At 61.1% G+C, this 22,715-nt stretch carries 19 protein-coding genes; 1 reads left to right on the top strand and 18 read right to left on the bottom strand.

Features of this window, described 5'->3' with window-relative positions:
* Positions 1-145: 145 nt before the first annotated feature.
* Entirely contained in the window at positions 146-2,887 is a 2,742-nt protein-coding gene (secA, locus tag B7O88_RS07655) for a preprotein translocase subunit SecA (RefSeq protein WP_088274843.1), read from the bottom strand.
* 169 nt (positions 2,888-3,056) lie between these two features.
* Positions 3,057-4,022 carry a M23 family metallopeptidase gene (locus B7O88_RS07650; RefSeq protein WP_088274841.1) on the bottom strand — a complete coding sequence of 322 codons (966 nt, stop codon included), beginning with the start codon at positions 4,020-4,022 and terminating at the stop codon, positions 3,057-3,059.
* 75 nt (positions 4,023-4,097) lie between these two features.
* On the opposite strand from B7O88_RS07650, the gene B7O88_RS07645 reads away from it, so the two are divergent.
* A complete protein-coding gene (locus tag B7O88_RS07645; RefSeq protein WP_088274839.1) occupies positions 4,098-4,559 on the top strand; it encodes a DUF721 domain-containing protein in 462 nt (153 codons plus the stop codon).
* Positions 4,560-4,935: 376 nt separating this feature from the next.
* Here B7O88_RS07645 and lpxC read toward each other — a convergent pair whose 3' ends face one another.
* From lpxC to mraZ, 16 genes are all read right to left on the bottom strand, one after another.
* Positions 4,936-5,847 (bottom strand): UDP-3-O-acyl-N-acetylglucosamine deacetylase, encoded by a 912-nt coding sequence (gene lpxC / locus B7O88_RS07640; protein ID WP_088274837.1) that lies wholly within the window; start codon positions 5,845-5,847, stop codon positions 4,936-4,938.
* A gap of 111 nt (positions 5,848-5,958) precedes the next feature.
* The gene (gene ftsZ / locus B7O88_RS07635) at positions 5,959-7,134 is read right to left on the bottom strand and encodes a cell division protein FtsZ (RefSeq protein WP_088274835.1); all 1,176 of its coding nucleotides are present in this window, start codon (positions 7,132-7,134) and stop codon (positions 5,959-5,961) included.
* A gap of 91 nt (positions 7,135-7,225) precedes the next feature.
* On the bottom strand, positions 7,226-8,458 hold the full coding sequence (gene ftsA, locus B7O88_RS07630) for a cell division protein FtsA (RefSeq protein ID WP_088274833.1): 1,233 nt from the start codon (positions 8,456-8,458) through the stop codon (positions 7,226-7,228).
* A 10-nt stretch (positions 8,459-8,468) separates the two neighbouring features.
* A complete protein-coding gene (locus tag B7O88_RS07625; protein WP_088274831.1) occupies positions 8,469-9,329 on the bottom strand; it encodes a cell division protein FtsQ/DivIB in 861 nt (286 codons plus the stop codon).
* 11 nt (positions 9,330-9,340) lie between these two features.
* A complete protein-coding gene (locus B7O88_RS07620; RefSeq protein ID WP_088274829.1) occupies positions 9,341-10,258 on the bottom strand; it encodes a D-alanine--D-alanine ligase in 918 nt (305 codons plus the stop codon).
* On the bottom strand, positions 10,258-11,664 hold the full coding sequence (gene murC / locus B7O88_RS07615; protein ID WP_088274916.1) for a UDP-N-acetylmuramate--L-alanine ligase: 1,407 nt from the start codon (positions 11,662-11,664) through the stop codon (positions 10,258-10,260). Before murC ends, B7O88_RS07620 begins: the two co-directional genes overlap by 1 nt.
* A gap of 34 nt (positions 11,665-11,698) precedes the next feature.
* Positions 11,699-12,772: an undecaprenyldiphospho-muramoylpentapeptide beta-N-acetylglucosaminyltransferase gene (gene murG / locus B7O88_RS07610; RefSeq protein WP_088274827.1), complete on the bottom strand. Its 1,074-nt coding sequence runs from the start codon at positions 12,770-12,772 to the stop codon at positions 11,699-11,701.
* Entirely contained in the window at positions 12,765-13,940 is a 1,176-nt protein-coding gene (ftsW, locus tag B7O88_RS07605; protein ID WP_088274825.1) for a putative lipid II flippase FtsW, read from the bottom strand. Before ftsW ends, murG begins: the two co-directional genes overlap by 8 nt.
* Positions 13,937-15,286, bottom strand: coding sequence for a UDP-N-acetylmuramoyl-L-alanine--D-glutamate ligase (murD, locus tag B7O88_RS07600; protein ID WP_088274823.1), 1,350 nt, complete (start codon positions 15,284-15,286; stop codon positions 13,937-13,939). The genes ftsW and murD overlap by 4 nt, the downstream gene beginning before the upstream one ends.
* A gap of 10 nt (positions 15,287-15,296) precedes the next feature.
* Positions 15,297-16,379 carry a phospho-N-acetylmuramoyl-pentapeptide-transferase gene (gene mraY, locus B7O88_RS07595; RefSeq protein WP_088274821.1) on the bottom strand — a complete coding sequence of 361 codons (1,083 nt, stop codon included), beginning with the start codon at positions 16,377-16,379 and terminating at the stop codon, positions 15,297-15,299.
* Between the two features lies 1 nt (position 16,380).
* Positions 16,381-17,769, bottom strand: a complete 1,389-nt coding sequence (locus tag B7O88_RS07590; protein WP_088274819.1) for a UDP-N-acetylmuramoyl-tripeptide--D-alanyl-D-alanine ligase — start codon at positions 17,767-17,769, stop codon at positions 16,381-16,383.
* Positions 17,762-19,213 (bottom strand): UDP-N-acetylmuramoyl-L-alanyl-D-glutamate--2,6-diaminopimelate ligase, encoded by a 1,452-nt coding sequence (locus B7O88_RS07585; RefSeq protein ID WP_088274817.1) that lies wholly within the window; start codon positions 19,211-19,213, stop codon positions 17,762-17,764. Before B7O88_RS07585 ends, B7O88_RS07590 begins: the two co-directional genes overlap by 8 nt.
* Positions 19,210-20,964: a peptidoglycan D,D-transpeptidase FtsI family protein gene (locus tag B7O88_RS07580; RefSeq protein WP_088274815.1), complete on the bottom strand. Its 1,755-nt coding sequence runs from the start codon at positions 20,962-20,964 to the stop codon at positions 19,210-19,212. Before B7O88_RS07580 ends, B7O88_RS07585 begins: the two co-directional genes overlap by 4 nt.
* The gene (gene ftsL / locus B7O88_RS07575; protein WP_088274813.1) at positions 20,961-21,266 is read right to left on the bottom strand and encodes a cell division protein FtsL; all 306 of its coding nucleotides are present in this window, start codon (positions 21,264-21,266) and stop codon (positions 20,961-20,963) included. Before ftsL ends, B7O88_RS07580 begins: the two co-directional genes overlap by 4 nt.
* Positions 21,266-22,204, bottom strand: coding sequence for a 16S rRNA (cytosine(1402)-N(4))-methyltransferase RsmH (gene rsmH / locus B7O88_RS07570; protein WP_088274811.1), 939 nt, complete (start codon positions 22,202-22,204; stop codon positions 21,266-21,268). Before rsmH ends, ftsL begins: the two co-directional genes overlap by 1 nt.
* A complete protein-coding gene (gene mraZ / locus B7O88_RS07565) occupies positions 22,201-22,656 on the bottom strand; it encodes a division/cell wall cluster transcriptional repressor MraZ (RefSeq protein ID WP_088274809.1) in 456 nt (151 codons plus the stop codon). The genes rsmH and mraZ overlap by 4 nt, the downstream gene beginning before the upstream one ends.
* Positions 22,657-22,715: the final 59 nt, after the last annotated feature.

Raw genomic sequence — 22,715 nt, 5'->3', positions numbered from 1 at the left:
CAATGGTAGGCCGGGCGGCACAGCCGTCAAGCACTCTTTAGCGATTACGCCGTTTTTTCATGCCGTAGCAAGTCGAGCGGGTTGGTACCGCGCGGGCTTTGCTTGTAGCTTGCCGCTTAAAGCTTGAAGCTGCTGAGCCGAAGGCTCAGCTAATTTGTCCGTGGCAATGCTTGTACTTCTTGCCGGAGCCACAGGGGCAGGCATCATTGCGGCCTACCTTGGGGCCTTCACGGGTAACGGGCGCGGCGGCACCTGCCTGCTCCGGTTCACCCGCCTGATCCCCTGCAGCATCGGCAACGGCGTTCACTTCCTCGTGCTTGAACTGCATACGACGCTGGAGTTCTTCAGCCTGACGGCGCAGCCGCGCCTCTTCCTCGGCCGGGTCTTCGCGACGCACCTGGACGTGACTGAGGACGCGAATAGTGTCGCGCTTGAGCGTTTCCAGCATTTCCTGGAACAGGTTGAAGGCTTCGCGCTTGTACTCCTGCTTGGGGTTCTTCTGCGCATAGCCGCGCAGGTGAATGCCCTGACGCAGGTGATCCATGGTTGCCAGATGTTCCTTCCACAGGTCGTCCAGCACGCGCAGCAGCATCTGCTTCTCGAAGGTACGCAGCGCTTCAGCACCAGCCAGCTCTTCCTTCTCGCGGTAAGCGGCAACCAGCGCTTCCAGTACCCGCTCGGCAACACCCTGCTCGCTCAGGCGCTCATCCTCATCCAGCCACTGCTGAATAGTCAGGTGCAGCCCCAGATCGGAAGCGATACTCTGCTCCAGCCCCGCAACATCCCACTGTTCCGGCAGGGTGCCGGGCGGCATGTGTGCACTGACCAGATCATTGACCACATCCTGGCGAATCGCGTTGATAGTCTCTTCGACGCTTTCGCTGGCCAGAATGGAGTTACGCTGACCGTAAATCACCTTGCGCTGTTCATTGGCAACGTCGTCGTACTCAAGCAGCTGTTTGCGAATGTCGAAGTTGCGGCCTTCGACCTTGCGTTGCGCTTTTTCGATGGCATTGGTAACCATGCGATGCTCAATCGCCTCGCCCTTCTCCATCCCGAGTGCTTTCATAAAGTTCTTCACCCGGTCAGAGGCGAAGATGCGCATCAGGTTATCTTCCAGCGAGAGGTAGAAACGGCTCGACCCCGGGTCACCCTGACGGCCCGCACGACCACGCAGCTGATTATCGATACGGCGTGACTCGTGACGCTCACAGGCAATAATGTGCAGACCGCCGGCCTCAAGTACCTGCTGGTGACGCAGCTGCCACTCGTCCTTGATCTGGGCGATCTGCTGCTCGGTCGGATTCTCCAGTGCAGCCACTTCCGCTTCCCAGTTGCCACCCAGAATGATGTCGGTACCCCGACCGGCCATGTTGGTAGCAATGGTCACGGCACCGGGACGGCCAGCCTGTGCAACGATTTCCGCTTCCTTCTCGTGGAACTTGGCGTTCAGAACCTTGTGCGGCACCTTCTCACGGGTCAGCAGGTTGGCTACGACCTCGGAAGACTCAATGGATGCCGTACCCACCAGCACCGGGCGACCTTGCTCCATGCAGTGCTTGATGTCGGTAACGATGGCGGCAAACTTTTCCTCGATGCTGAGATAGACGAGATCGTTGTAGTCCTTGCGCACCATCGGCTTGTTGGTCGGGATAACAAGCACGTCGAGACCATAGATCTGACGAAATTCGAACGCTTCGGTGTCTGCAGTACCGGTCATGCCAGACAGCTTGGGATACAGCCGGAAGTAGTTCTGGAAGGTAGTGGAAGCCAGAGTCTGGCTTTCGGCCTGGATCTGCAGGCCTTCCTTTGCTTCGATAGCCTGGTGCAGACCCTCGGACAGACGGCGGCCGGGCATGGTGCGGCCGGTGTGTTCATCAACCAGCAGAACCTGATTGTTCTGCACGATGTACTCGACGTTGCGATGGAACAGGGTATGCGCACGCAGGCCCGAGTGAACGTGATGCAGCAGGCCGAGGTTCTGGGCCGCATACAGACTGTCACCCTCGTTGAGCATGCCTTCACGTGCCAGCAGCTCCTCAACAAACTGGTGGCCTTCTTCTGTCAGTTCAACCTGACGCGCCTTTTCGTCAATCAGGTAGTGACCTTCAACGCCCTCTTCCCCTTCCTCCGGCAACTTGCCGCGCTTGAGCAGGGGAATCAGTTTATTGATGGTGGCATACATGCGCGAGCTGTCTTCGGCCGGGCCGGAAATGATCAGCGGCGTGCGCGCCTCGTCAATCAGGATGGAGTCGACCTCGTCCACCACTGCGAAGAACGGCTCACGCTGGAATTTGTCTTCCAGCCGGAACGCCATGTTGTCGCGCAGGTAGTCGAAGCCCAGCTCGTTGTTGGTGCTGTAGGTAATATCGCAGCGATAGGCAGCGCGCTTGTGCTCCGGGTCCTGCATCGGTACGACCACGCCCACAGTCATGCCCAGAAACTCATACAAAGGACGCATGGTGTTGGCGTCACGGTTGGCCAGGTAATCGTTCACCGTCACTACATGCACGCCCTTGCCGGCCAGCGCATTGAGATAAACCGGCAAGGTGGCAACAAGGGTCTTGCCCTCACCGGTTTTCATCTCGGCAATCTTGCCTTCGTGCAGTGCCATACCACCGATCAGCTGGACATCAAAGTGGCGCATGCCCATCACACGTTTACCAGCCTCACGCACGACGGCGAAGGCTTCCGGCAACAGCGCATCCAGCGTCTCGCCAGCGGCCAGGCGCTGCTTGAACTCGTCTGTTTTCGCCTTCAGCTGTTCATCACTCAGTGCATTCAAGCTTTCTTCGAGGGCGTTGATCGCAGCGACAACCTTACCCATTCGCTTCAATTCACGGTCGTTCTTGCTTCCAAACAGCTTTTTCATTAACGGCGCAAACATAATCGACTTAGATATCCATGTGATGAGTGGCGTGTCCAGTCCCATGCTGCCGGACCAGCCCGAAAACGGCATTCTACTCTGATTTCTGCCGCACATTAAACCGCGCGGCGGAGGCGGCCGCCAGTCGAAAATGCCTTCGACAGGCAACCTATATGAGGGTCAGGGGAGGTTATTTCAACGCCAGGAAGCGGGCAGGATTGACCGCCATGCCGTTGCGATAGACTTCGAGATGAAGATGCGGACCGGTAGACCTGCCAGTGGTACCCACCCCGGCGATCTCCTGCCCCTTCTGTACCAGATCACCCTTGCTGACCTTCAGCACAGAGGCATGCGCGTAGCGGCTCTTCAAACCGCCGCCATGATTGATTTCGACCATATTGCCGTAAGCGCCATTACGCCCGGCAAAGGTCACAACACCGGCGCCCAGCGCATGAATCGGCGTCCCGCGCGGCGCTGCAAAGTCGAGTCCGTTATGCATTGAAAGGCGCCCGGTAATCGGATCGGTACGCCGCCCGAAGGTCGATGATACATGACCAACGCTGACCGGAACGAAATCGAGGATGGCATCCACATCGGTCTGCCGGCTGACCATCAGGTCTTCCAGCAGCTGCAACTGCTGGGTCCTGTCGTCAACCCGGGCCGACAACTGCTCGATCAGCCCCTGCAGATCGGAGGGCGCCTCGAAGGAGAGATCGTCGTCGCGCAGTTCCGGACCACCCATACCGGTCCCCGGATCCAGACCGATGCCGAATTCGAACTCGGATTCCGAACCAAAGTCGAACTCGCCATCATTGAAATCAGCCAACTCGGTCAGCCGCTCACCCAGCGCATCCAGACGGGTCAGCCGCATTTGCAGACGGGCAAGCTGCTGACTCATGCGTTCGATCTGCGCCTGAGTGCCGTCATCTTCGACCAGCGGGTCTGTGTCATAGTCCTGCAGAACCTGCTGCCACTGCGGAATCTGGTTTTCAGCAGCAGCCAACTCAGGCGATCCACCCGCCATCAACTGCCAGGTTATCAGCGACGCAACCAGTGGCAACGCCAGCAACAGGGACACGCCAGCAAACACCCAGGGCGCTCCCAGGGTCAGCGTGCGCGATGCGCCATTGCGCCCGGTAAGAATAATGATGTTCAAATAACTACCCCAAACATTCCTGACGGCGGTTCTGATAGGATGACCGCTCCATCACTCCTGGCTGATAGCGACCCCATGGCATTCCATCCTCTGGACGCACGTCGACCAACCGACCTGTTAAGAACCAGCAGCACGCTCCGCGCGCTGCTGGAGAAGTCCCGTCAACTCGAACGCCTGCAAGCCCTGTTTCAGTCGCGCCTCGAACCCGCCGCTCGCGAACAGTGCCGCGTTGCCTCGTTCGAGACCGGCGTGCTGAAGCTGGTAGTGACCAGCAGTCAATGGGCTACGCGGATGCGCTATCAGCAAAAAAGACTGATCAGGGACCTGCAGACTTTCAACGAATTCGCCACCTTAACGAAAATTCATTGCAAGGTACAACCACCTCTGGTCAAGAAATCACCACCTGTTCGCACTATCAGGCGCTCAAAGGTAGCCAGTCACAGCCTGCAAGAGACTGCCGAGCACGTCTGCGACCCGGCACTCAAAGCGGCGCTCAATCGCCTCGCGCGGCACCACGGCGAATCGGAAAGCCACTGATTGGGCGCACAGGGACAGGCTTGAGGCCCAAGCTGCAAGCCAGAAGCCTGAGTGGAAGCATCGGACTTTGAAAAGACCCCTACTCCCTGACAGCTAGCTGGCGAGACTCATGGCTGATTTGCTGATTGCGCCACACGCCTTCCAAAAATCCAGACGGTTATAAAACCTTATGACCCAACACACGGGCTTTGGGTTTTGGGTTTTGGGTTTTGGGTTTTGGGTTTTGGGTTTTGGGTTTTGGGTTGTAGCTTGTAGCTTGTAGCTTGAAGCTTGCGGCTTGCAGCTCGTCGCTTGCGGCGCGATGCCCCAATAAAAACGGCCGCCCGAAGGCGGCCGAAAGATAAAACGAAACGAGTAGTGTCGCCGATGTCTGTTGTCAGACAGCAGCGGCAGGACGCATATAGGAGATAGGAGCGGTACCTGCGTCATCGAAGGTAACCAGTTCCCACGCGTCCTTGTTTGCCAGCAGGGCACGCAACAGCTTGTTGTTCAGCGCGTGTCCGGACTTGTAGCCACGGAACTCGCCAACCAGGCTCTTGCCCAGCAGGTAGAGATCGCCGATGGCATCAAGAATCTTGTGTTTGACGAATTCGTCCTCGTAGCGAAGGCCGTCTTCGTTCAACACCCGATACTCATCCACCACAATGGCGTTATCGACACTGCCACCGAGCGCCAAGTTCTGCGAACGCAGATACTCGATGTCACGCATGAACCCGAACGTACGGGCGCGACTGACTTCCTTCACAAACGAGGTGCTGGAAAAGTCGACGCAGGCGTGCTGGCTGCGGCCACGGAAAACCGGGTGATCGAAGTCGATACCAAACGACACCTTGAAGCCCTCAAAGGGGACAAAGGTGGCTGTTTTGCCGTCTTCTTCTACCGTAACTTCCCGCTTGATCCGAATAAACTGCTTGGCGGCATCCTGTTCTGCGATGCCGGCCGACTGAATCAGAAAGACAAAGGGACCTGCGCTGCCGTCCATGATCGGCACTTCGGCCGCGCTCAGCTCGACGTAGGCGTTATCAATACCCAGACCCGCCATTGCCGACAACAGGTGTTCGACCGTGTCTACCTTGGCGCCATCCTTTACCAGGGTCGTGGACATGGTCGTCTCACCGACACATTCGGCACGCGCCGGGATCTCGACCACGGGGTCAAGATCAACCCGGCGAAACACGATACCCGTGTCCACCGGTGCCGGCTTCAGTGTGAGGTAGACCTTCTCACCCGAATGCAGGCCCACACCAGTGGCCCGGATGACGTTTTTCAATGTGCGTTGTCTGATCATGCTTGCCTGCTTCCGCGCTGATTGCGAAAAACTCTCAGTAAACTGGCGTGCATCATAGCAAAGTCAGCTTTTGATGAATACCAATTACCCCTATGCCTTCAATTGACCAGTTCAATCAGCCTGACGACGCAGGAATGCCGGAATATCCAGATAATCCAGATCCTCCGCCGGCTGAGTCAGACGAGACGCGGCAGCAGCGCCGGCCGGAGTCTGATTGCGCATGACGGTCGGGCGTTCCAGATCGCGGTAGTTCGGTGCACCGGCTTCCGGACGCTGTACGCTCTGAGCAGGAGCTGCGGCAGTATTGTCGATGACCTTCACCGGCTTTTCACGCGCACCCAGACCGGTTGCAACTACGGTAACCCGCAGTTCGTCACGCAGCTCCGGATCGATAACGGTACCGACCACAACAGTCGCGGTTTCAGAGGCAAACTCTTCGACAGTGCTGCCGACTTCGGAGAACTCGCCCAGCGACAGATCCGGACCGGCGGTAATGTTGACCAGAATACCGCGCGCGCCCATCAGGTTGACATCTTCCAGCAGCGGGCTGCGGATGGCCGCTTCCGCCGCTTCGCGGGCGCGGTTCGGACCACTGGCGTGGCCGGTTCCCATCATTGCCATGCCCATTTCGCTCATGACGGTTTTCACGTCGGCGAAGTCGACGTTGATCATGCCCGGACGCATGATCAGATCAGCGATACCCTGAACCGCGCCCAGCAGCACGTCGTTGGCCTTGCTGAAGGCGGCCAGCAGGCTGGCGTCTTTGCCAAGCACGGTCAGCAGCTTTTCGTTCGGGATGGTGATCAGCGAGTCAACGTGCTGGCTCAGTTCACGAATACCTTCTTCGGCCACCTGCAGACGCTTGCGACCTTCGAACGGGAACGGCTTGGTCACGACGGCGACAGTGAGGATACCCATTTCACGGGCGACTTCGGCAACGATCGGCGCCGCACCGGTACCGGTGCCACCACCCATGCCTGCGGTGATGAATACCATGTCAGAGCCCTGCAGCACCTCGGCGATGCGCTCGCGGTCTTCAATCGCAGCCTCACGGCCGATCAGCGGGTTGGCACCGGCACCCAGACCTTTGGTGACACCCGAACCCAGTTGCAGCACGGTACGCGCGCTGACGTTTTTCAGTGCCTGTGCATCGGTGTTGGCGCAGATGAAATCAACACCTTCCACATTGTTCACCACCATGTGCTGCAGCGCGTTGCCGCCGCCACCGCCCACACCGACGACCTTGATTACTGCGTTCTGAGGAACGTTATCGATCAGTTCGAACATGGCCTTTCTCCTTGAATAGCTACTCGTATCGTTTTCGTTTCGTTTACTGCGTCATGCCCGCTTTGGCGGGTCTAGTACTGCAACAGCGCAATCAGAAATTGCCCTGAAACCACTTCTTCACTCGCTCCAGTACCGGAGTCTTGTTGCTCTCACTCGGCTGCGAGCCATGGTCACCGTGATGCTTCATGCCGTAATGCAGCAAGCCCACGCTGGTGGCGTAGATCGGATTGCGCACGACGTCGGTGAGCCCTTTGAATTCCTGTGGCATACCGAGGCGAACCGGCATGTGGAAAATCTCCTCGGCCAGCTCGATGGCACCTTCCATCTTGGCGGTGCCACCGGTCATGACGATGCCGGCCGGAATCATGTCTTCGAAACCGGAGCGGCGCAGTTCGGCCTGAATCAGCGTGAACAGCTCGTCGTAACGCGGCTCAACTACCTCCGCCAACGCCTGGCGCGAAAGATCACGCGGTGGCCGTTCACCCACACTCGGCACCTTGATGGTTTCCTCCGGGCCGGCCAGCTTGGCCAGCGCGCAGGCATAGCGAATCTTGATTTCCTCGGCGTACTGGGTCGGAGTACGCAGCGCCATGGCGATGTCATTGGTGACCTGGTCACCGGCAATCGGAATCACCGCGGTATGGCGAATGGCGCCTTCGGTAAAGATGGCGATGTCGGTAGTGCCGCCACCGATGTCGACCAGGCACACGCCCAGCTCCTTCTCGTCCTCGGTCAGCACCGCGTAGCTGGATGCCAACTGCTCGAGGATCACGTCCTCGACTTCCAGCCCGCAGCGACGGATGCATTTTTCAATGTTCTGCACCGCGTTGAGCGCACAGGTCACCAGGTGCACCTTGGCTTCCAGGCGCACGCCGGACATGCCCAGCGGCTCGCGCACACCTTCCTGGTTATCGATCACATACTCCTGCGGCAGGATATGCAGAACCTTCTGGTCAGCAGGAATGGCGACGGCCTGGCCGGCGTCCAGGACGCGCTCGATATCGGCCTGGACCACTTCGCGATCGCGAATGGCAACAATGCCATTGGAGTTCAGACTGCGAATGTGATTACCCGCGATTCCGGCATAGACCGAGTGGATCTGGCAGCCGGCCATCAGCTCGGCTTCCTCGATGGCGCGCTGAATGGACTGCACCGTCGACTCGATGTTGACCACCACGCCCTTCTTGAGTCCGCGCGAAGGATGCGAGCCGATGCCGACGATTTCCAGCGTGCCGTCCGCACCGATCTCGCCGACCAGCGCCACGACCTTGGAGGTGCCGATATCCAGGCCCACAATCATTCTGCTGCCCTGCTTGCTTGCCATAATCTTCCCGTTACTCCGCCGCTTTTTCAGCTTCGCCGACATCACGCCAGGCGACAGCCATGCCATTGCTGTAGCGCAGGTCTACCCGCGCGATCAGTTCCCGACGATCACTAAGCATCAGTTGCTCGATGGTCATGAACCGTTGCATCTTGTCCACCAGATTGTCCCGCCCCAGCAGCAGCTCCATACCGTCATCGGTGGTCAGGAACCAGCTGCCGCGGTCACGCAGCTCCAGCTTGCTGACCACCATGCCCTGCGGACGCAGCAGGCTGCTGAACTGCTGGTACTGACGCATCACCTTGCGTTTGGAGCGCTCGGGGCCGTTGAGCTGAGGCAACTCGCTGAAACGCGCAATCTCCTGCGGTTCAAACGCCTTGCCTTCATTGTTCAGCAACGCCTTGTCACCCCAACGGGCCACCGGCAGCTGCTCATCCAGAGCAATCACCAGCTTGTCCGGCCACACCCGGCGAACCGACGCATCGGCTACCCAGGGCATGGCCAGCAAATCTGCGTGCAGGCCTGCCAGATCGATACCGAGGAAGCTGTCACTCAGGTAAGGCTGAATCACCTGCTGGACGGCGTCCCGATCGATGTACTGCAGCTCACCCTCAACGCTGACCAGTGCAATCGGCCGGTCTGCCAGGGGCATCAGCCGGCTGCCAAGTTCGTACAGCCCCATACCGAGCGCGACCAGCAGCAGCGGCCAGAGCAGGTGCTGCGCACGGCCAATCAGGCCGCCCAGGTCGGGGCGCGGCAGACGCAGACGCGGCAACTGCCTCGGCTGGGCCGGGGCCACACGCACAGCACCACGCCCACCGGCCTTGCGGCGCGATAGCGGTGCGGTGTTGCGGGTGTCGCGAATCGCCTGCATCGGGTTATCCGTCAGTTCAGCGTACCGGCCAGAATGGCCAGCACCAGCGCATCAAAATCCATTCCGGTCGCCTTGGCTGCCATCGGCACCAGGCTGTGATCGGTCATTCCCGGAACGGTGTTCACTTCCAGCAGATAAAAATTGCCCTGCTCATCCTGCATCACGTCGACCCGACCCCAGCCTTTACAGCCAACCGCATCGAACGCCTGCAGGCTGATCGCCTTGAGCTGTTCTTCCTGCTCGGACGGCAGGCCGCACGGGCACAGGTACTGGGTGTCATTGGCCAGATACTTGGCGTCGTAGTCGTAAAAATTGTGCGGGGTGCGCAAGCGAATCGGCGGCAGCGCCTTGCCATCCAGAATGGCAACGGTGAACTCGGCACCCTGCACCCACTGTTCAACCAGTGCTTCGTCGTCGTAGCTGCGCGCACTTTCCCAGGCCGCCTGCAGCTGCTCCAGATTGTCGGCCTTGGCCATGCCGATGCTGGAACCTTCGTGCACCGGCTTGATGATCAGGGGCGTGCCCAGGCGCTCGACGATGCCGGCACACTGCTCGGCGCCGCGCAGCATCGAGTAGGCCGGCGTCGGCAGTCCGATGCTTTGCCAGATCTGCTTGGTACGCAGCTTGTCCATGCCCACCGCAGACGCCATCACGCCGCTGCCGGTATAGGGAATCTGCAGGCTCTCCAGCAGCCCCTGCAGGCTGCCATCCTCGCCGCCTCGCCCGTGCAGCGCGATGAAAACGCGATCCGGGCGCTGGCTCAGCAGTTGCTCTGCCAAGGACTCATCGGCATCAATACCATAGGCATCGACACCCGCGTTCTGCAGCGCAGCGAGCACAGCCGCGCCGGATTTCAGCGATACCGCACGCTCGGCGGACTTGCCGCCGTACAACACTGCCACACGCCCAAAGTCAGCTACATCGACCATCAGGCCTTACCTCCGGTATCACGCTTGCCAAGAGCCTCGGCCAACTGGACCGAGAGCCCACCAATATCACCCGCACCCTGGGTCAGCAGAATGTCGCCGGGCTGCAGTACCGCTTCCAGCAGCGGCATGACGTCAGCATCACGCTCGACATAAATCGGGTCCAGCTGACCACGCTGACGAATGCTGCGGCACAGATGCTTGCTGTCTGCCCCCGGAACCGGTTCTTCTCCGGCCGGGTAGACCTCCATCAGCAACAGCGCATTGGCATCGCCCAGCACCTGAACGAAGTCTTCGTAGAGATCACGGGTACGGCTGTAGCGATGCGGCTGATAGAGCATGACCAGGCGACGCTCGGGCCAGCCGGCACGGACCGCCTTGATAACCGCAGACACTTCACGCGGGTGGTGCCCGTAGTCGTCGACCAGCATCACTTCGCCGTTGCCCCACTGGAAGTTGCCCTGCACCTGGAAGCGACGACCGACGCCCTGGAACCCGGTCAGACCTTCGATAATGGCGCGATCGGAAACGCCTTCGTCGGTCGCCACCGCAATGGTCGCCAGCGAGTTCAGCACGTTGTGTACACCCGGCATGTTGACCGAGACCTTGAGTGGTTCGCGGCCCTCACGCAGCACGGTAAAGTAGGTCTGCATGCCCTTCTGATGGATATCTACCGCGCGGATGTCGGCATCCTCAGACTGACCGTAGGTGATCACCTGACGGTTGATCTGCGGCAGAATCTCGCGCACAACCGGATCATCGATGCACAGCACTGCCAGCCCGTAGAACGGCAGGTTGTGCAGAAACTCGACGAAGGTGCGCTTCAGTTTGTTGAAGTCGCCCTCGTAGGTCGCCATGTGGTCGGCGTCGATATTGGTGACGATGGCGACCATCGGCTGCAGGTGCAAAAAGGAGGCATCGCTCTCGTCGGCTTCGGCAACCAGATAACGGCTTTCACCCAATTGGGCATTGGTGCCGGCGGCGGTCAACTTGCCGCCGATCACGAAGGTCGGGCTCAAACCATCAGCCGCCAGCACAGAGGCAATCAGACTGGTGGTGGTGGTTTTGCCATGGGTGCCGGCCACCGCAATGCCATGGCGATAACGCATCAGCTCGGCCAGCATCTCGGCGCGCGGCACCACGGGGATGCGGCGTTCGATGGCGCCCGCCACTTCCGGGTTCTGCGGATTGATGGCGCTGGAAACCACCAGCACATCAGCCTCCTGCACATTCTCGGCGCGATGGCCGATGTCGATGCGCGCACCGAAGGATTCCAGGCGCTGGGTCACGGCTGAGCGCTTCAGGTCCGAACCGGATACCTGATAGCCGAGGTTGAGCAACACCTCTGCAATACCGCACATGCCCACGCCGCCAATGCCAACAAAGTGAATATTGCGGATGCGCCGCATCTCCGGCAGCGTAAAGGTTGCCTGACTGCGCTTGTTAGTGCTCACGGGCTACCTCCAGACAGGCGCGCACCACATCGGCAGTCGCGTTCGGGGTGGCTTGTTCACGGGCTCGTTCGGCCATCTGTTGCAGCAGCTCCGGGTTGTTCATGTAGTTGATCAGGGTGTTGGCCAGCTGCTCATCATCGAGCTGGGCCTGCGGCATCAGCACCGCGGCGCCGCGGTCGGCCAGATAGCGGGCATTGGCGGTTTGATGGTCGTCGATGGCATGCGGCAGCGGAATCAGCAATGACGGGCGTCCTGCGGCAGCCAGCTCACAGACAGTCAGTGCGCCGGCGCGGCAGATCACCAGATCGGCCCAGGCGTAGGCACCAGCCATATCAGCAATGAAAGCCTCGACTTCTGCACGCACACCCGCCTGCGCATAGGCCTCACGCGCCATCAGCAGGTGCTGCTTGCCGCACTGGTGCACCACCTGCGGGCGCTGAGCCGGTTCGATCCGCGCCAGCGCCTTTGGCAGCAAGTTGTTCAGAGGCATAGCGCCCAGGCTGCCGCCCAGCACCAGCAGACGCAGCGGGCGAGTCCCGTCCCAGCTCATGGGCGGGGTGGCAAAAATGTCGTCGCGCACCGGGTTACCGGTACTGCGACGGTCTGCACCGTCGGCGAAGCTGCCGGCAAAACCTTCGCAGCGACGCTCGGCAAAACGGGCCAGCAAACGGTTGGTGGTGCCGACCACGGCATTCTGCTCATGGATGACCAGAGGAATACGGCGCAGCCAGGCTGCCAGCCCGCCCGGACCGGTAACATAGCCGCCAGCGCCAAGCACGCAAACGGGCTTGAGCGTGCCAAGCAAGCCCAGCGACTGGCCCAGCGCCCGCAAAATACGGAACGGCGCCTTGAGCAGGTCGAGCTTGCCCTTGCCGCGTAGGCCCTGAATATCAATGTAATGGATCGGGAAGCCGGCCTGCGGCACCAGGTCCACCTCAATGCCGCGGCGCGTACCAAGCCAGTGCACTTCGTAGCCCTGATCACGCAGCATGCGGGCACAAGCCAGCGCCGGGAAAACGTGCCCGCCGGTGCCGCCCGCCATGACCAGTACCTTGTTACTCATGGCCGCCCCCTTGTGCCGCCTGACGACGCTCCCAGTCAATCCGCAGCAGCAGACCGAGGCAAACACAGCACACCACCAGCGAGCTGCCGCCGTAACTGAGGAACGGCAGGGTCAGCCCCTTGGTCGGCAGCAGGCCGATGTTCACGCCGACGTTAATCAGAATCTGGCCGCACCACATGATCGCCAGGCCGTATGCCAGATAGGCGTGGAACAACATGCCCCTGGCCTCGGCAGCAAGACCGACATACAGGCCGCGAATCGCAACAAAGACCAGCAGGGCAAAGGCCGCCAGAGCGCCAATCATGCCGAGCTCCTCGGCCAGTACCGCAAACACGAAGTCGGTATGCGCTTCGGGCAGGTAGAACTGTTTCTGAATACTGTTACCCAGACCGACGCCGAACCACTCGCCACGGCCAAAGGCAATAAGCGCCTGGGTCAGCTGGTAGCCGGTGCCGTAAGGGTCCTGCCACGGGTCAAGAAAGCCGGTCAGGCGCTGCAGGCGGTAGGGCTCGGCCCAGACCGCCAGCGCGGCGAGCGCACCCAGCGAACCGAACAGCAGCAGGAAGCGGAACAGACCAACACCACCGAGGAACAGCATCCCGGTGGCCGCGCCCATCAGCACCACGGTGGCACCGAAGTCGGGCTCGACGATCAACAGGCAGGCCATCGGGCCCAGCACCATGAACGGCTTGAAGAAGCCAAACCACTCTTGCTTGACCTCATCCTTGCGCTGCACCAGATAGCCGGCAAGAAAGACCACTGCAAACAGCTTGGCCAGCTCGGACGGCTGCACGTTGATCGGGCCGACCGCAATCCAGCGCCAGCTGCCGTTGACCTCACGGCCGATGCCCGGAATCAGCACCGCCACCAGCCCGGCGAAGCCGAAGAACAGCAGCATGAAGCGAAAGCGTTCCCACACCGCGACCGGTACAGACAGGGTGACGGCCAGTGCAACCAGACTGATCAGCAGATACACGATCTGGCGATTCATGTAGAACAGCGGACTGCCCAGCCGGCCGGCCGCGACTTCCATCGAGGCGGAGGTGACCATGACCAGCCCCAACGCCAGCAATGCGACCGCGCCAACCAGCAGCGGCATATCCATATCAAAGCGCCGCTCGCCGATCAGCGGCGCGGCGGCATCACGCAGGTTGAAGGTCAGGTTCATGCGCCCAACCTCCCGACCGCTTCGGCGAACAGCCGACCACGCTCTTCAAAGTTGCGGAACATGTCCAGGCTCGCACAGGCCGGCGACAGCAGCACCAGATCGCCTTGCTCGGCCAATGCCGCCGCAGCGGTTACTGCCTTTTCAATGGAGGCAACACGAACCAGCCGGGTCTGCGGGTCAAGGGCTGCGGCGATCAGTTCGGCATCACGGCCAAGCAGCACAACGGCGCGGCAGCTTGCTGCCACCGGCTCTCGCAACGATGAAAAGTCAGCGCCCTTACCGTCGCCACCGGCGATCAGCACCAGCTTGCCGCTCATGTCCGCGGCAAAGCCGTTGATGGCCGCGAGCGCCGCGCCCACATTGGTTGCCTTGGAATCATCGAAATACTCGACACCGGCGTGACTGCCAACCCACTGGCAGCGGTGCGCCAGCCCCGGGAATGCCTTCAGCGCCTGCAGCATGGCGTCCATCGGCAGACCAGCCGCCTGACCCAGCGCCAGCGCTGCCAAAGCATTGGACTGGTTGTGCGAACCGCGAATGCGCAACTCACTGACCGGCATCAGTGCGGTGAACTCGTAAGCCAGCCAGGTCTGACCATCCTGCTCAATCAGCCCGAAGCCCTTGAAGTCGGGGCGTGACAGGCCAAAGCTCAGGCATGGCAGTTGATCGGCAATCAGCGGCCGCGACAGCGCGTCATCGCGGTTGATCACCACCTGTTGCGCACCGCGGAAAATCCGGTGCTTGGCCATGTGATAGGCCGGCAGACCGCTGTAGCGATCCATGTGATCTTCGCTGACGTTCAGCACGGTCGCGACCAGCGCGTTCAGACGGTCGGTGGTTTCCAGCTGGAAACTCGACAGTTCCAGCACGTAAAGCTCGGCATCCTGATCCAGCAAATCCAGCGCCGGCGTGCCCAGATTGCCGCCAACGGCGACCTTCACGCCCGCCGCCTGCGCCATCTCACCCACCAGTGTGGTAACCGTGCTCTTGGCATTGGAACCGGTAATCGCAACGATCGGCGCCTTGGCCGCCCGTGCGAACAGCTCGATATCACCAACGATGGAAACGCCTGCTTTGGCCGCCGTCTGCAGTGCCGGTGTGGCCAGTGCGATGCCGGGGCTGACGATCAGCTCGTCAGCGCTGCTCAGCAGGTTTTCGTCCAGCTCGCCCAGATACAGATCAGCCATGGGGGCAAAGCGTTTGAGCTGCTCCAGACCCGGCGGATTCTGGCGGGTGTCGGCCACGGCAAAGGACAGGCCCTGGCCTGCCAGATAACGGGCGACCGAGAGCCCGCTGCTGCCGAGCCCGACGATAATCCGTTTTTTGTCCGTGGTAATCAGAGACACACTCTGCTCCTCAACGCAGTTTCAGGGTGGCAAGACCGATCAGCACCAGTACCACGGTGATGATCCAGAAGCGCACGATGACGCGCGGCTCCGGCCAGCCCTTGAGTTCAAAGTGGTGGTGAATGGGCGCCATGCGGAACACTCGCCGACCGGTTAGCTTGAACGACGCCACCTGCACGATCACCGACAGCGTCTCCACCACAAAAATGCCGCCCATGATGAACAGGACGATTTCCTGCCGGACGATCACGGCAATCACACCCAGCGCTGCGCCCAGCGCCAGCGCACCGACATCGCCCATAAAAACCTGAGCCGGATAGGTGTTGAACCAGAGAAATCCGAGACCGGCACCCAGCAGCGCGCCACAGAAGATGATCAGTTCACCGGCGCCGGGTACATAGGGGATCAGCAGGTACTCGGCGAACTTGGCGTTACCTGACAGATAGGCAAAGATGCCCAGCGCGCCGCCCACCATGACCGTCGGCATGATCGCCAGCCCGTCCAGACCATCGGTCAGGTTGACTGCATTGCTGGAGCCGACGATGACGAAATAGGTCAGCACCACAAACAGCGCCCCGAGCTGAAACTCGACCTGCTTGAAGAAAGGCACGATCAGCGTAGTCTCGACCGGCGTTTCGGCCGCCATATACAGCACTAAGGCTGCAGCCAGACCGAATACCGACTGCCAGAAATACTTCCAGCGCGATGGCAGGCCGCGCGAGTTCTTCTCGATTACCTTACGATAGTCGTCGACCCAGCCAACCGCACCAAAGCTGAAGGTAACGCCCAGCACCACCCAGACATAGAGGTTGCTCAGGTCTGCCCACAACAGAGTGCTGACACCGATGGCAACCAGAATCAATGCGCCGCCCATGGTTGGCGTGCCCTTCTTGGACAAGTGCGACTGCGGACCGTCATTGCGCACCGCCTGGCCGATCTGCCGAACCTGCAGCGTCCGAATCATCCAGGGCCCCAAAAACAGCGCCATCGCCAGCGCCGTCAGCACACCCAGAATGCCGCGCAGGGTCAGATACTGGAATACGGCAAAGCCGGAGTAGTACTGCTGGAGGAATTCGGCGAGTAAAAGCAACATGTCAGCTGGCCCCGTTATCGTTATCGTGCGCGTGCGCCGGGGCCAGAAGGCCGGCGACCACTACATCCATACCCGCACTGCGCGAGCCTTTGACCAACACCCGGGTGTTGGCATCCAGATCCTGCCTGAGCGCCTCAATCAGCGCTTCGCGGCTATCGAACAGCCGGCCGTTAGCGCCGAATGCCTCCACCGCCAGCGCAGACAGCCTGCCTGTCGCATAGAGCCCGTCCAGGCCCCGCTCACGCGCATGCAGACCAACGTCACGATGACTCTGCTCGGCCCATTCGCCCAGCTCGCCCATATCACCCAGCACCAGCAGACGCCGACCGGACAGGCTGGCCAGCACATCGATGGCGGCCTTCACAGACGCCGGGTTGGCGTTGTAGGCGTCGTCAATGATTTGTGCACCGCCAATGCCGTTCCGCCAGTTGCCGCGCCCCGCCACCGGCGCAAGGGACAGCAGACCTCGGGCAATCGCATCCAGTGGCGCACCTGCCGCCAGCGCCGCGCCCGCCGCTGCCAGCGCATTGGCAATATTGTGTTCACCGCGCAACTGCAGACGAACCGGGACCACGCCGACCGGGGTCACCAGGTTGAAGTGCGGACATCCCGCCGCGTCGATCTCGACCTCTTCGGCGCGCAGCTGCGCAGTCGGATTCTTCAGGCTGAACGAACATGCGGTACGACGGCTGCCAAGCAACTGATACCACTGTTCGAACCAGGGGCTGTCCAGATTGAGGATTGCCTGACCGCCATCGGGCAGCGCGCTGACGATCTCGCCCTTGGCCCTGGCGATGCTCTCCGGACTTCCAAACCGGCCAACATGCGCCATGCCGGCGTTGGTCAGCACACTGATCTGCGGTTTGACCAGACCCATGGTGTAGTTGATGTCACCCACCTGCGCCGCGCCCATCTCGATCACCGCAAAGCGGTGCTCGGCGTTAAGCTGCAGCAGGGTCAGCGGTACGCCAAGTTCGTTGTTCAGGTTGCCCTGGGTGGCCAGTACCGGCCCACACTCACGCAGAATGGCAGCGAGCATTTCCTTTACCGTGGTCTTGCCACTGGAGCCGGTAATGCCGATCACGGTGCCGCGGAACTGATCGCGCACCAGGGCGCCCAACTGGCCCAGGGCCAGTTGGCAATCGTGCACCAGCAATTGCGGCAGCGGATCATCGACAAGGTATTCGACCATGGCCGCTGCAGCGCCGTTTTTGCGGGCCTGGGCGACAAAGTCGTGACCATTGCTGCGGCTGCCGGGCAGCGCGACAAACAGGCCGCCTTTGGCAACCTTGCGGGCATCAATGCTGACGCTGTCGAAATGGGTATCTACGCCATTGAGGGTAGCGGCCAACGGCTTGAGCAGATCGGACAGACGCAATGCATCAAGCATGAGCGGCCTCCCACTGCTGCAGCGCGAGGCTGGCCTGTTCAATATCACTGAAGGGGTGACGCACTCCGTCAATCTCCTGGTAATTCTCGTGACCCTTGCCGGCGAGCAGGATCACATCGCCGGGCTGCGCTGCCGCAATCGTACTGGCGATGGCTTGCGCACGGTTGGGTATGACGGTCAGCGCCTGCGGGTGTTCCGCACCCCGGCAAATTTGTTCGATGATTTGCTGCGAAGGCTCGGTTCTCGGGTTGTCATCGGTGACCACCACGGCCTCTGCGAACTGTTCGGCAACCCGCGCCATCATCGGCCGCTTGCCATTATCGCGGTCGCCGCCACAGCCGAAGATGCAGACAACGCGCCCTGCTGCATGCTGATGCAGGGCAGTCAGTGCCTTTTCCAGTGCATCCGGGGTATGCGCGTAATCGACCACCACCAGCGGCAGGTCGCCGCCGCCAAGGCGCTGCATGCGACCGGCCGGCGGCTGCAACTGCGCGACCTGCTCAACGGCTGCGCCGGCATCGACGCCCAGCGCCAGCAGACCACCCAGCACGGCGAGCAGATTGCTCATATTGAAACTGCCCAGCAGCGGACTGCGCAGGGCAAACTCGCGGCCCTGCACCTGCAACCGGGCGTTCAGCCCAAGGCTGTCACAGACCAGTTCGCGGCAATACAGCGTCGCAGCAGGATCGCTCAGGCTGTAACCGATAACCGGCGCGGCGCAGCGCTCGGCCAACTCACGACCGAAAGCGTCATCCAGGTTGACCACTGCCGCCTGCAGATCGCGCTGGAACAGCCGCGCCTTGGCTTCGCCGTAGGCAGCCATGGTGCCGTGATAGTCCAGATGATCACGACTCAGATTGGTAAACACCGCCACAGCAAAACGCACCGCGGCAACGCGGTGCTGGTCCAGCGCATGGGAGGACACCTCCATCGCCACGTGGCTTGCGCCCTGATCACGCATAGACGCCAGTTGCGCCTGTACCGCAACGGCATCTGGCGTGGTCATGCCGTGATCAATCAGCGCACCAGCCAGGCCGCTGCCAAGGGTACCGATCACGCCGCAGCGATTGCCCAGACGATCCAGCGCCTGAGCCAGCATCTGACTGACGCTGGTCTTGCCGTTGGTGCCGGTGATACCAATCACCTGCAGCGCGGCGCTGGGCTGCTGATAAAACCGGTCAGCCAGCGCAGACAATTGTTCCGCCAGCCCTTCAATCTGCACCGACGGCACGGCCAGCTGGTGTGCGACAGCGCCCTGCGACTCCAGAACGACCGCGGCGGCGCCAGCAGCAACAGCCTGGGCAATATAGTCACGGCCGTCGTGACGCAGACCGGGGAACGCAACAAACAGATCACCATCACGTACGTGGCGGCTGTCGAGGGTGATGCCGTGAATATCCGCGTCGGCGCTTACCTTGCCAGGGAACAGCTGAGACAGTTTCATCGCGGCTCTCCGGTGGTGGCCAGTGCCGGCGGCGATGGCAGTGCAGGCTGCTCCAGCGAGGCCAGATTATCCGGCGCCACGTTCATCAGCCGCAGTGCATTGGACATCAGCCCGCCAAATACCGGGGCGGCAACCAGGCCGCCGTAGTAGCCACCGTTGCTGGGCTCATCGATTACCACTGCAATGGCGATGCGCGGGTCACTGCTCGGGCCGAACCCGGCAAACAGCGAACGATAGGAATCTTCCTGATAGCCCTTGCTCGAGGTACTGGCCTTGCGTGCGGTGCCACTCTTACCGGATACGTGATAGCCCGGAACCCGCGCCCTGTGGGTGCCGCCCTCGGCCTCAATGACGTTCTGCAGCATTTCCTGAACCATTCGGGTGGCGTCTTCCGGCAGCACCTGCTGGGTGTCGGGCAAACCGTCCACCCGCAGCAGAGACATCGGCACCTTGCGACCGTCGTTGGCCAGAATCGCGTAGGCCTGCGCCAGTTGAACGGCGGTAACCGACAGGCCGTAGCCATAGGACAGGGCCGCGGTTTCGGCCGAGCGCCAGGTGCGGTAGGTCGGCAGCTTGCCGACGCTTTCGCCCGGAAAACCAACACCGGTGTACTCACCCAGGCCTACCGCCGCCATGGCGTCATGCACCGCTTCGCCGCCAATATCCAGCGCCACCTTACTCATGCCGACGTTACTGGATTTGAGCAGAATGCCCGCCAGATCGAGTACGCCACCCGGTGCCCGGGATACATCGCGAATGGTGTAACGACCGATTCGCAGGGTGCCCGGATAGACATTGACCTGGTCACTCGGCTTCCAGCGACCAGTGGCAAGCGCGGCCGTCATGGAAATCGGTTTCATGGTCGAACCCGGCTCAAAGACATCGATCATGGCGCGATTGCGCATCATGCTCGGCTGCAGATTGGCCCGATTGTTGGGGTTATAGGACGGCTGATTGACCATCGCCAGCACTTCACCGGTATGCACGTCGAGCATCACGACCGACCCGGCCTTGGCGCCGAACTCCTGCATACCTTCGCGCAGCTGACGGTGCGCCAGATACTGCAGACGCAGATCGATAGAGAGGCGCAAGTCATTGCCCGGGCGGGCGTTACTGACCACCTGCACATCCTTGATCAGACGACCACGGCGGTCCTGCAAAACCTGACGTTTGCCCGGTACACCTTGCAGCCACTGGTCATAGGCCAGCTCAAGCCCTTCCTGGCCCTGCTCGTCAACATTGGTGAAGCCGACCAGATGCGCCGCCACTTCACCGGCCGGGTAAAAGCGGCGGTATTCTTCGATGCTGTAGACGCCGTGCACCTTGAGCGCCATGACGGCTTCGCCGGAGGCCGGGGTCATGCGCCGGCGCAGATAGATGAACTCTTTGTCGGCATTGGCCTTGAGACGCTCGCTGAAGGTCGCCAGATCGGTACCCAGGGCACTGGCAAGCTCCGGCCAGTGAGCCTGCTGATCAATCAGCTGCGACGGGTTGGCCCAAATGGTCAACACCGGTGTACTGACCGCCAACGGCTCACCGTTGCGGTCGGTGATCTGACCCCGGTGAGCCGGAATCGGCACATGACGCACACTGCGCTTGTCGCCCTGACTGCGCAGGAAGCCTTCGTCCAGCACATGCAGCTCGGCAATGCGCCAGACAACCGCTGCGCAGCAAAGCCCAAGCAACCCGATAACCAGGCGAAAACGCCAGGGGTACAGGCTGCCGTTGGACTTGAGCGCAAATCGCTTCATGGTTTCACCAGAATCACGTCGCTGGGCTCAGGGACGTGCATACCGAGCTGTTCGGTGGCAATCCGTTCAATGCGGCTGTAGGCCGTCCAGGTGCTCTGCTCCAGCACCAGCCGTCCCCATTCCGCCTGCGCCTTCTCACGCACATCCATCTCGGTCGCCAGCTCGTTGAGCAGCTGACGGCTCCAGTGGGCGCTGTAGGACACTGCCAGCGCGCTGGCGACGCCCAGCACGAACACCAGCGTCAGCCAGCCACTGCCAGTCGGCAGGCCGGAACGCTTGGACAGTGGCGCAGGCGCGTTCATCAGCGCTTCTCCGCAATACGCAGCACGGCGCTGCGGGCACGGGGGTTGGCTTCGATCTCGGCGGCACTCGGCTTGATCGCCTTGCCGACCAGATTGATCGAGACCGGAATATCAATGTCGCGAATCGGCAGGTCACGCGGAATCGGAGCGCCCTTGGCCTCACGACGCATGAATTGCTTGACCATGCGGTCTTCCAGGGAGTGGAAGCTGATTACCGCCAGGCGGCCGGCCGGTGCCAGGACATCCAGCGCTGCACGCAGGCCATCGGCCAGATCATCCAGCTCGCGGTTGATGAAAATGCGAATGCCCTGGAACGCCCGGGTCGCCGGATGCTTACCCTTTTCCCAGGCCGGGTTGGCTTCCTTGATGACCGCCGCCAGATCACCGGTACGGGCAAAGGGCTGCGCGGCGCGGCGGGTTACTACCGCCCGGGCCATACGCTTGGAGAAACGCTCCTCACCGTACTCCTTGAGCACGGTGGCAATATCCGCCTCGCTGGCAGTGTTGACCCAGTCGGCTGCACTCTGGCCAACACCGGGATTCATGCGCATGTCGAGCGGGCCGTCATTGAGAAAACTGAAGCCACGGGTCGGATCATCGAGCTGGGGCGAGGACACACCCAGATCCAGCAAAACACCACTGATACGCCCGTGCAGACCGCGCGCACGCATTTCGTCAGCCATCTCGGCAAAGGACCGCTGTACAACGACAAAGCGGCCGTCTTCGGCCGCCAGTTGTTCGCCAGCCCGGATGGCTTCCGGATCTTTGTCAAAGGCAATCAGCCTGCCCTCTGGCCCCAAGCGGGCGAGCAATGCTCGACTATGACCTCCTCGGCCGAAGGTGCCGTCGATATAGATGCCGTCAGGCTGAATGGCGAGCGCATCAAGCGCCTCGTTCAGCAATACACTGATATGGGAATAGGAGGACACGGTACTCACAGGCTCAGCGAGTGCAGTTCAGCCGGCAACTCGCCAGCCTCCTGCGACTCGTCCAGATAGGCAGAGGTGGTAGCAGTCCAGGCGTCTTCACTCCAGAGCTCGAACTTACCGATTTGACCGACCAGCATTACCTTCTTGTCCAGCCCGGCGTATTCACGCAGCAGCGGCGGCACGACAAAGCGACCGGCGCCATCCAGCTCAAGCTCGAAGGCATTACCGATCAGCAGACGTTGCAGACGCTTGACCGCAGGATTCATGTTGGGCGCCTGCCGCAGCTTGGCCTCGACGGCTTCCCATTCGTGCAGGGGGTAAATCCAGAGACAACGGTCTTCCAGCGCGATAGTGACAACCAACTGTCCATCACAGGACGCCAACAGACGGTCGCGATAGCGCGCAGGCATCGCGAGTCGCCCTTTGGCGTCGAGATTGATGGCATTGGCTCCGCGAAACACGTTGTCGTCCTTCCCCTAGATAATTGGCCGGAGCTCGCCAAAAAATCCCACTCCGTCCC

Origin of the sequence: Halopseudomonas aestusnigri (genome assembly GCF_002197985.1) — a bacterium.
Lineage (GTDB): Bacteria > Pseudomonadota > Gammaproteobacteria > Pseudomonadales > Pseudomonadaceae > Halopseudomonas > Halopseudomonas aestusnigri.
This window is presented reverse-complemented; position numbering and strand designations above follow the sequence as displayed.

What these genes read in the sequence shown, in the direction of transcription:
- secA (WP_088274843.1), bottom strand. Translation starts at nt 2,887, where the DNA reads ATGTTTGCGCCGTTAATGAAAAAGCTGTTTGGAAGCAAGAACGACCGT.
- B7O88_RS07645 (WP_088274839.1), top strand. Translation starts at nt 4,098, where the DNA reads ATGGCATTCCATCCTCTGGACGCACGTCGACCAACCGACCTGTTAAGA.
- lpxC (WP_088274837.1), bottom strand. Translation starts at nt 5,847, where the DNA reads ATGATCAGACAACGCACATTGAAAAACGTCATCCGGGCCACTGGTGTG.
- ftsZ (WP_088274835.1), bottom strand. Translation starts at nt 7,134, where the DNA reads ATGTTCGAACTGATCGATAACGTTCCTCAGAACGCAGTAATCAAGGTC.
- ftsA (WP_088274833.1), bottom strand. Translation starts at nt 8,458, where the DNA reads ATGGCAAGCAAGCAGGGCAGCAGAATGATTGTGGGCCTGGATATCGGC.
- B7O88_RS07625 (WP_088274831.1), bottom strand. Translation starts at nt 9,329, where the DNA reads ATGCAGGCGATTCGCGACACCCGCAACACCGCACCGCTATCGCGCCGC.
- B7O88_RS07620 (WP_088274829.1), bottom strand. Translation starts at nt 10,258, where the DNA reads ATGGTCGATGTAGCTGACTTTGGGCGTGTGGCAGTGTTGTACGGCGGC.
- murC (WP_088274916.1), bottom strand. Translation starts at nt 11,664, where the DNA reads ATGCGGCGCATCCGCAATATTCACTTTGTTGGCATTGGCGGCGTGGGC.
- murG (WP_088274827.1), bottom strand. Translation starts at nt 12,772, where the DNA reads ATGAGTAACAAGGTACTGGTCATGGCGGGCGGCACCGGCGGGCACGTT.
- ftsW (WP_088274825.1), bottom strand. Translation starts at nt 13,940, where the DNA reads ATGAACCTGACCTTCAACCTGCGTGATGCCGCCGCGCCGCTGATCGGC.
- mraY (WP_088274821.1), bottom strand. Translation starts at nt 16,379, where the DNA reads ATGTTGCTTTTACTCGCCGAATTCCTCCAGCAGTACTACTCCGGCTTT.
- B7O88_RS07590 (WP_088274819.1), bottom strand. Translation starts at nt 17,769, where the DNA reads ATGCTTGATGCATTGCGTCTGTCCGATCTGCTCAAGCCGTTGGCCGCT.
- B7O88_RS07585 (WP_088274817.1), bottom strand. Translation starts at nt 19,213, where the DNA reads ATGAAACTGTCTCAGCTGTTCCCTGGCAAGGTAAGCGCCGACGCGGAT.
- B7O88_RS07580 (WP_088274815.1), bottom strand. Translation starts at nt 20,964, where the DNA reads ATGAAGCGATTTGCGCTCAAGTCCAACGGCAGCCTGTACCCCTGGCGT.
- ftsL (WP_088274813.1), bottom strand. Translation starts at nt 21,266, where the DNA reads ATGAACGCGCCTGCGCCACTGTCCAAGCGTTCCGGCCTGCCGACTGGC.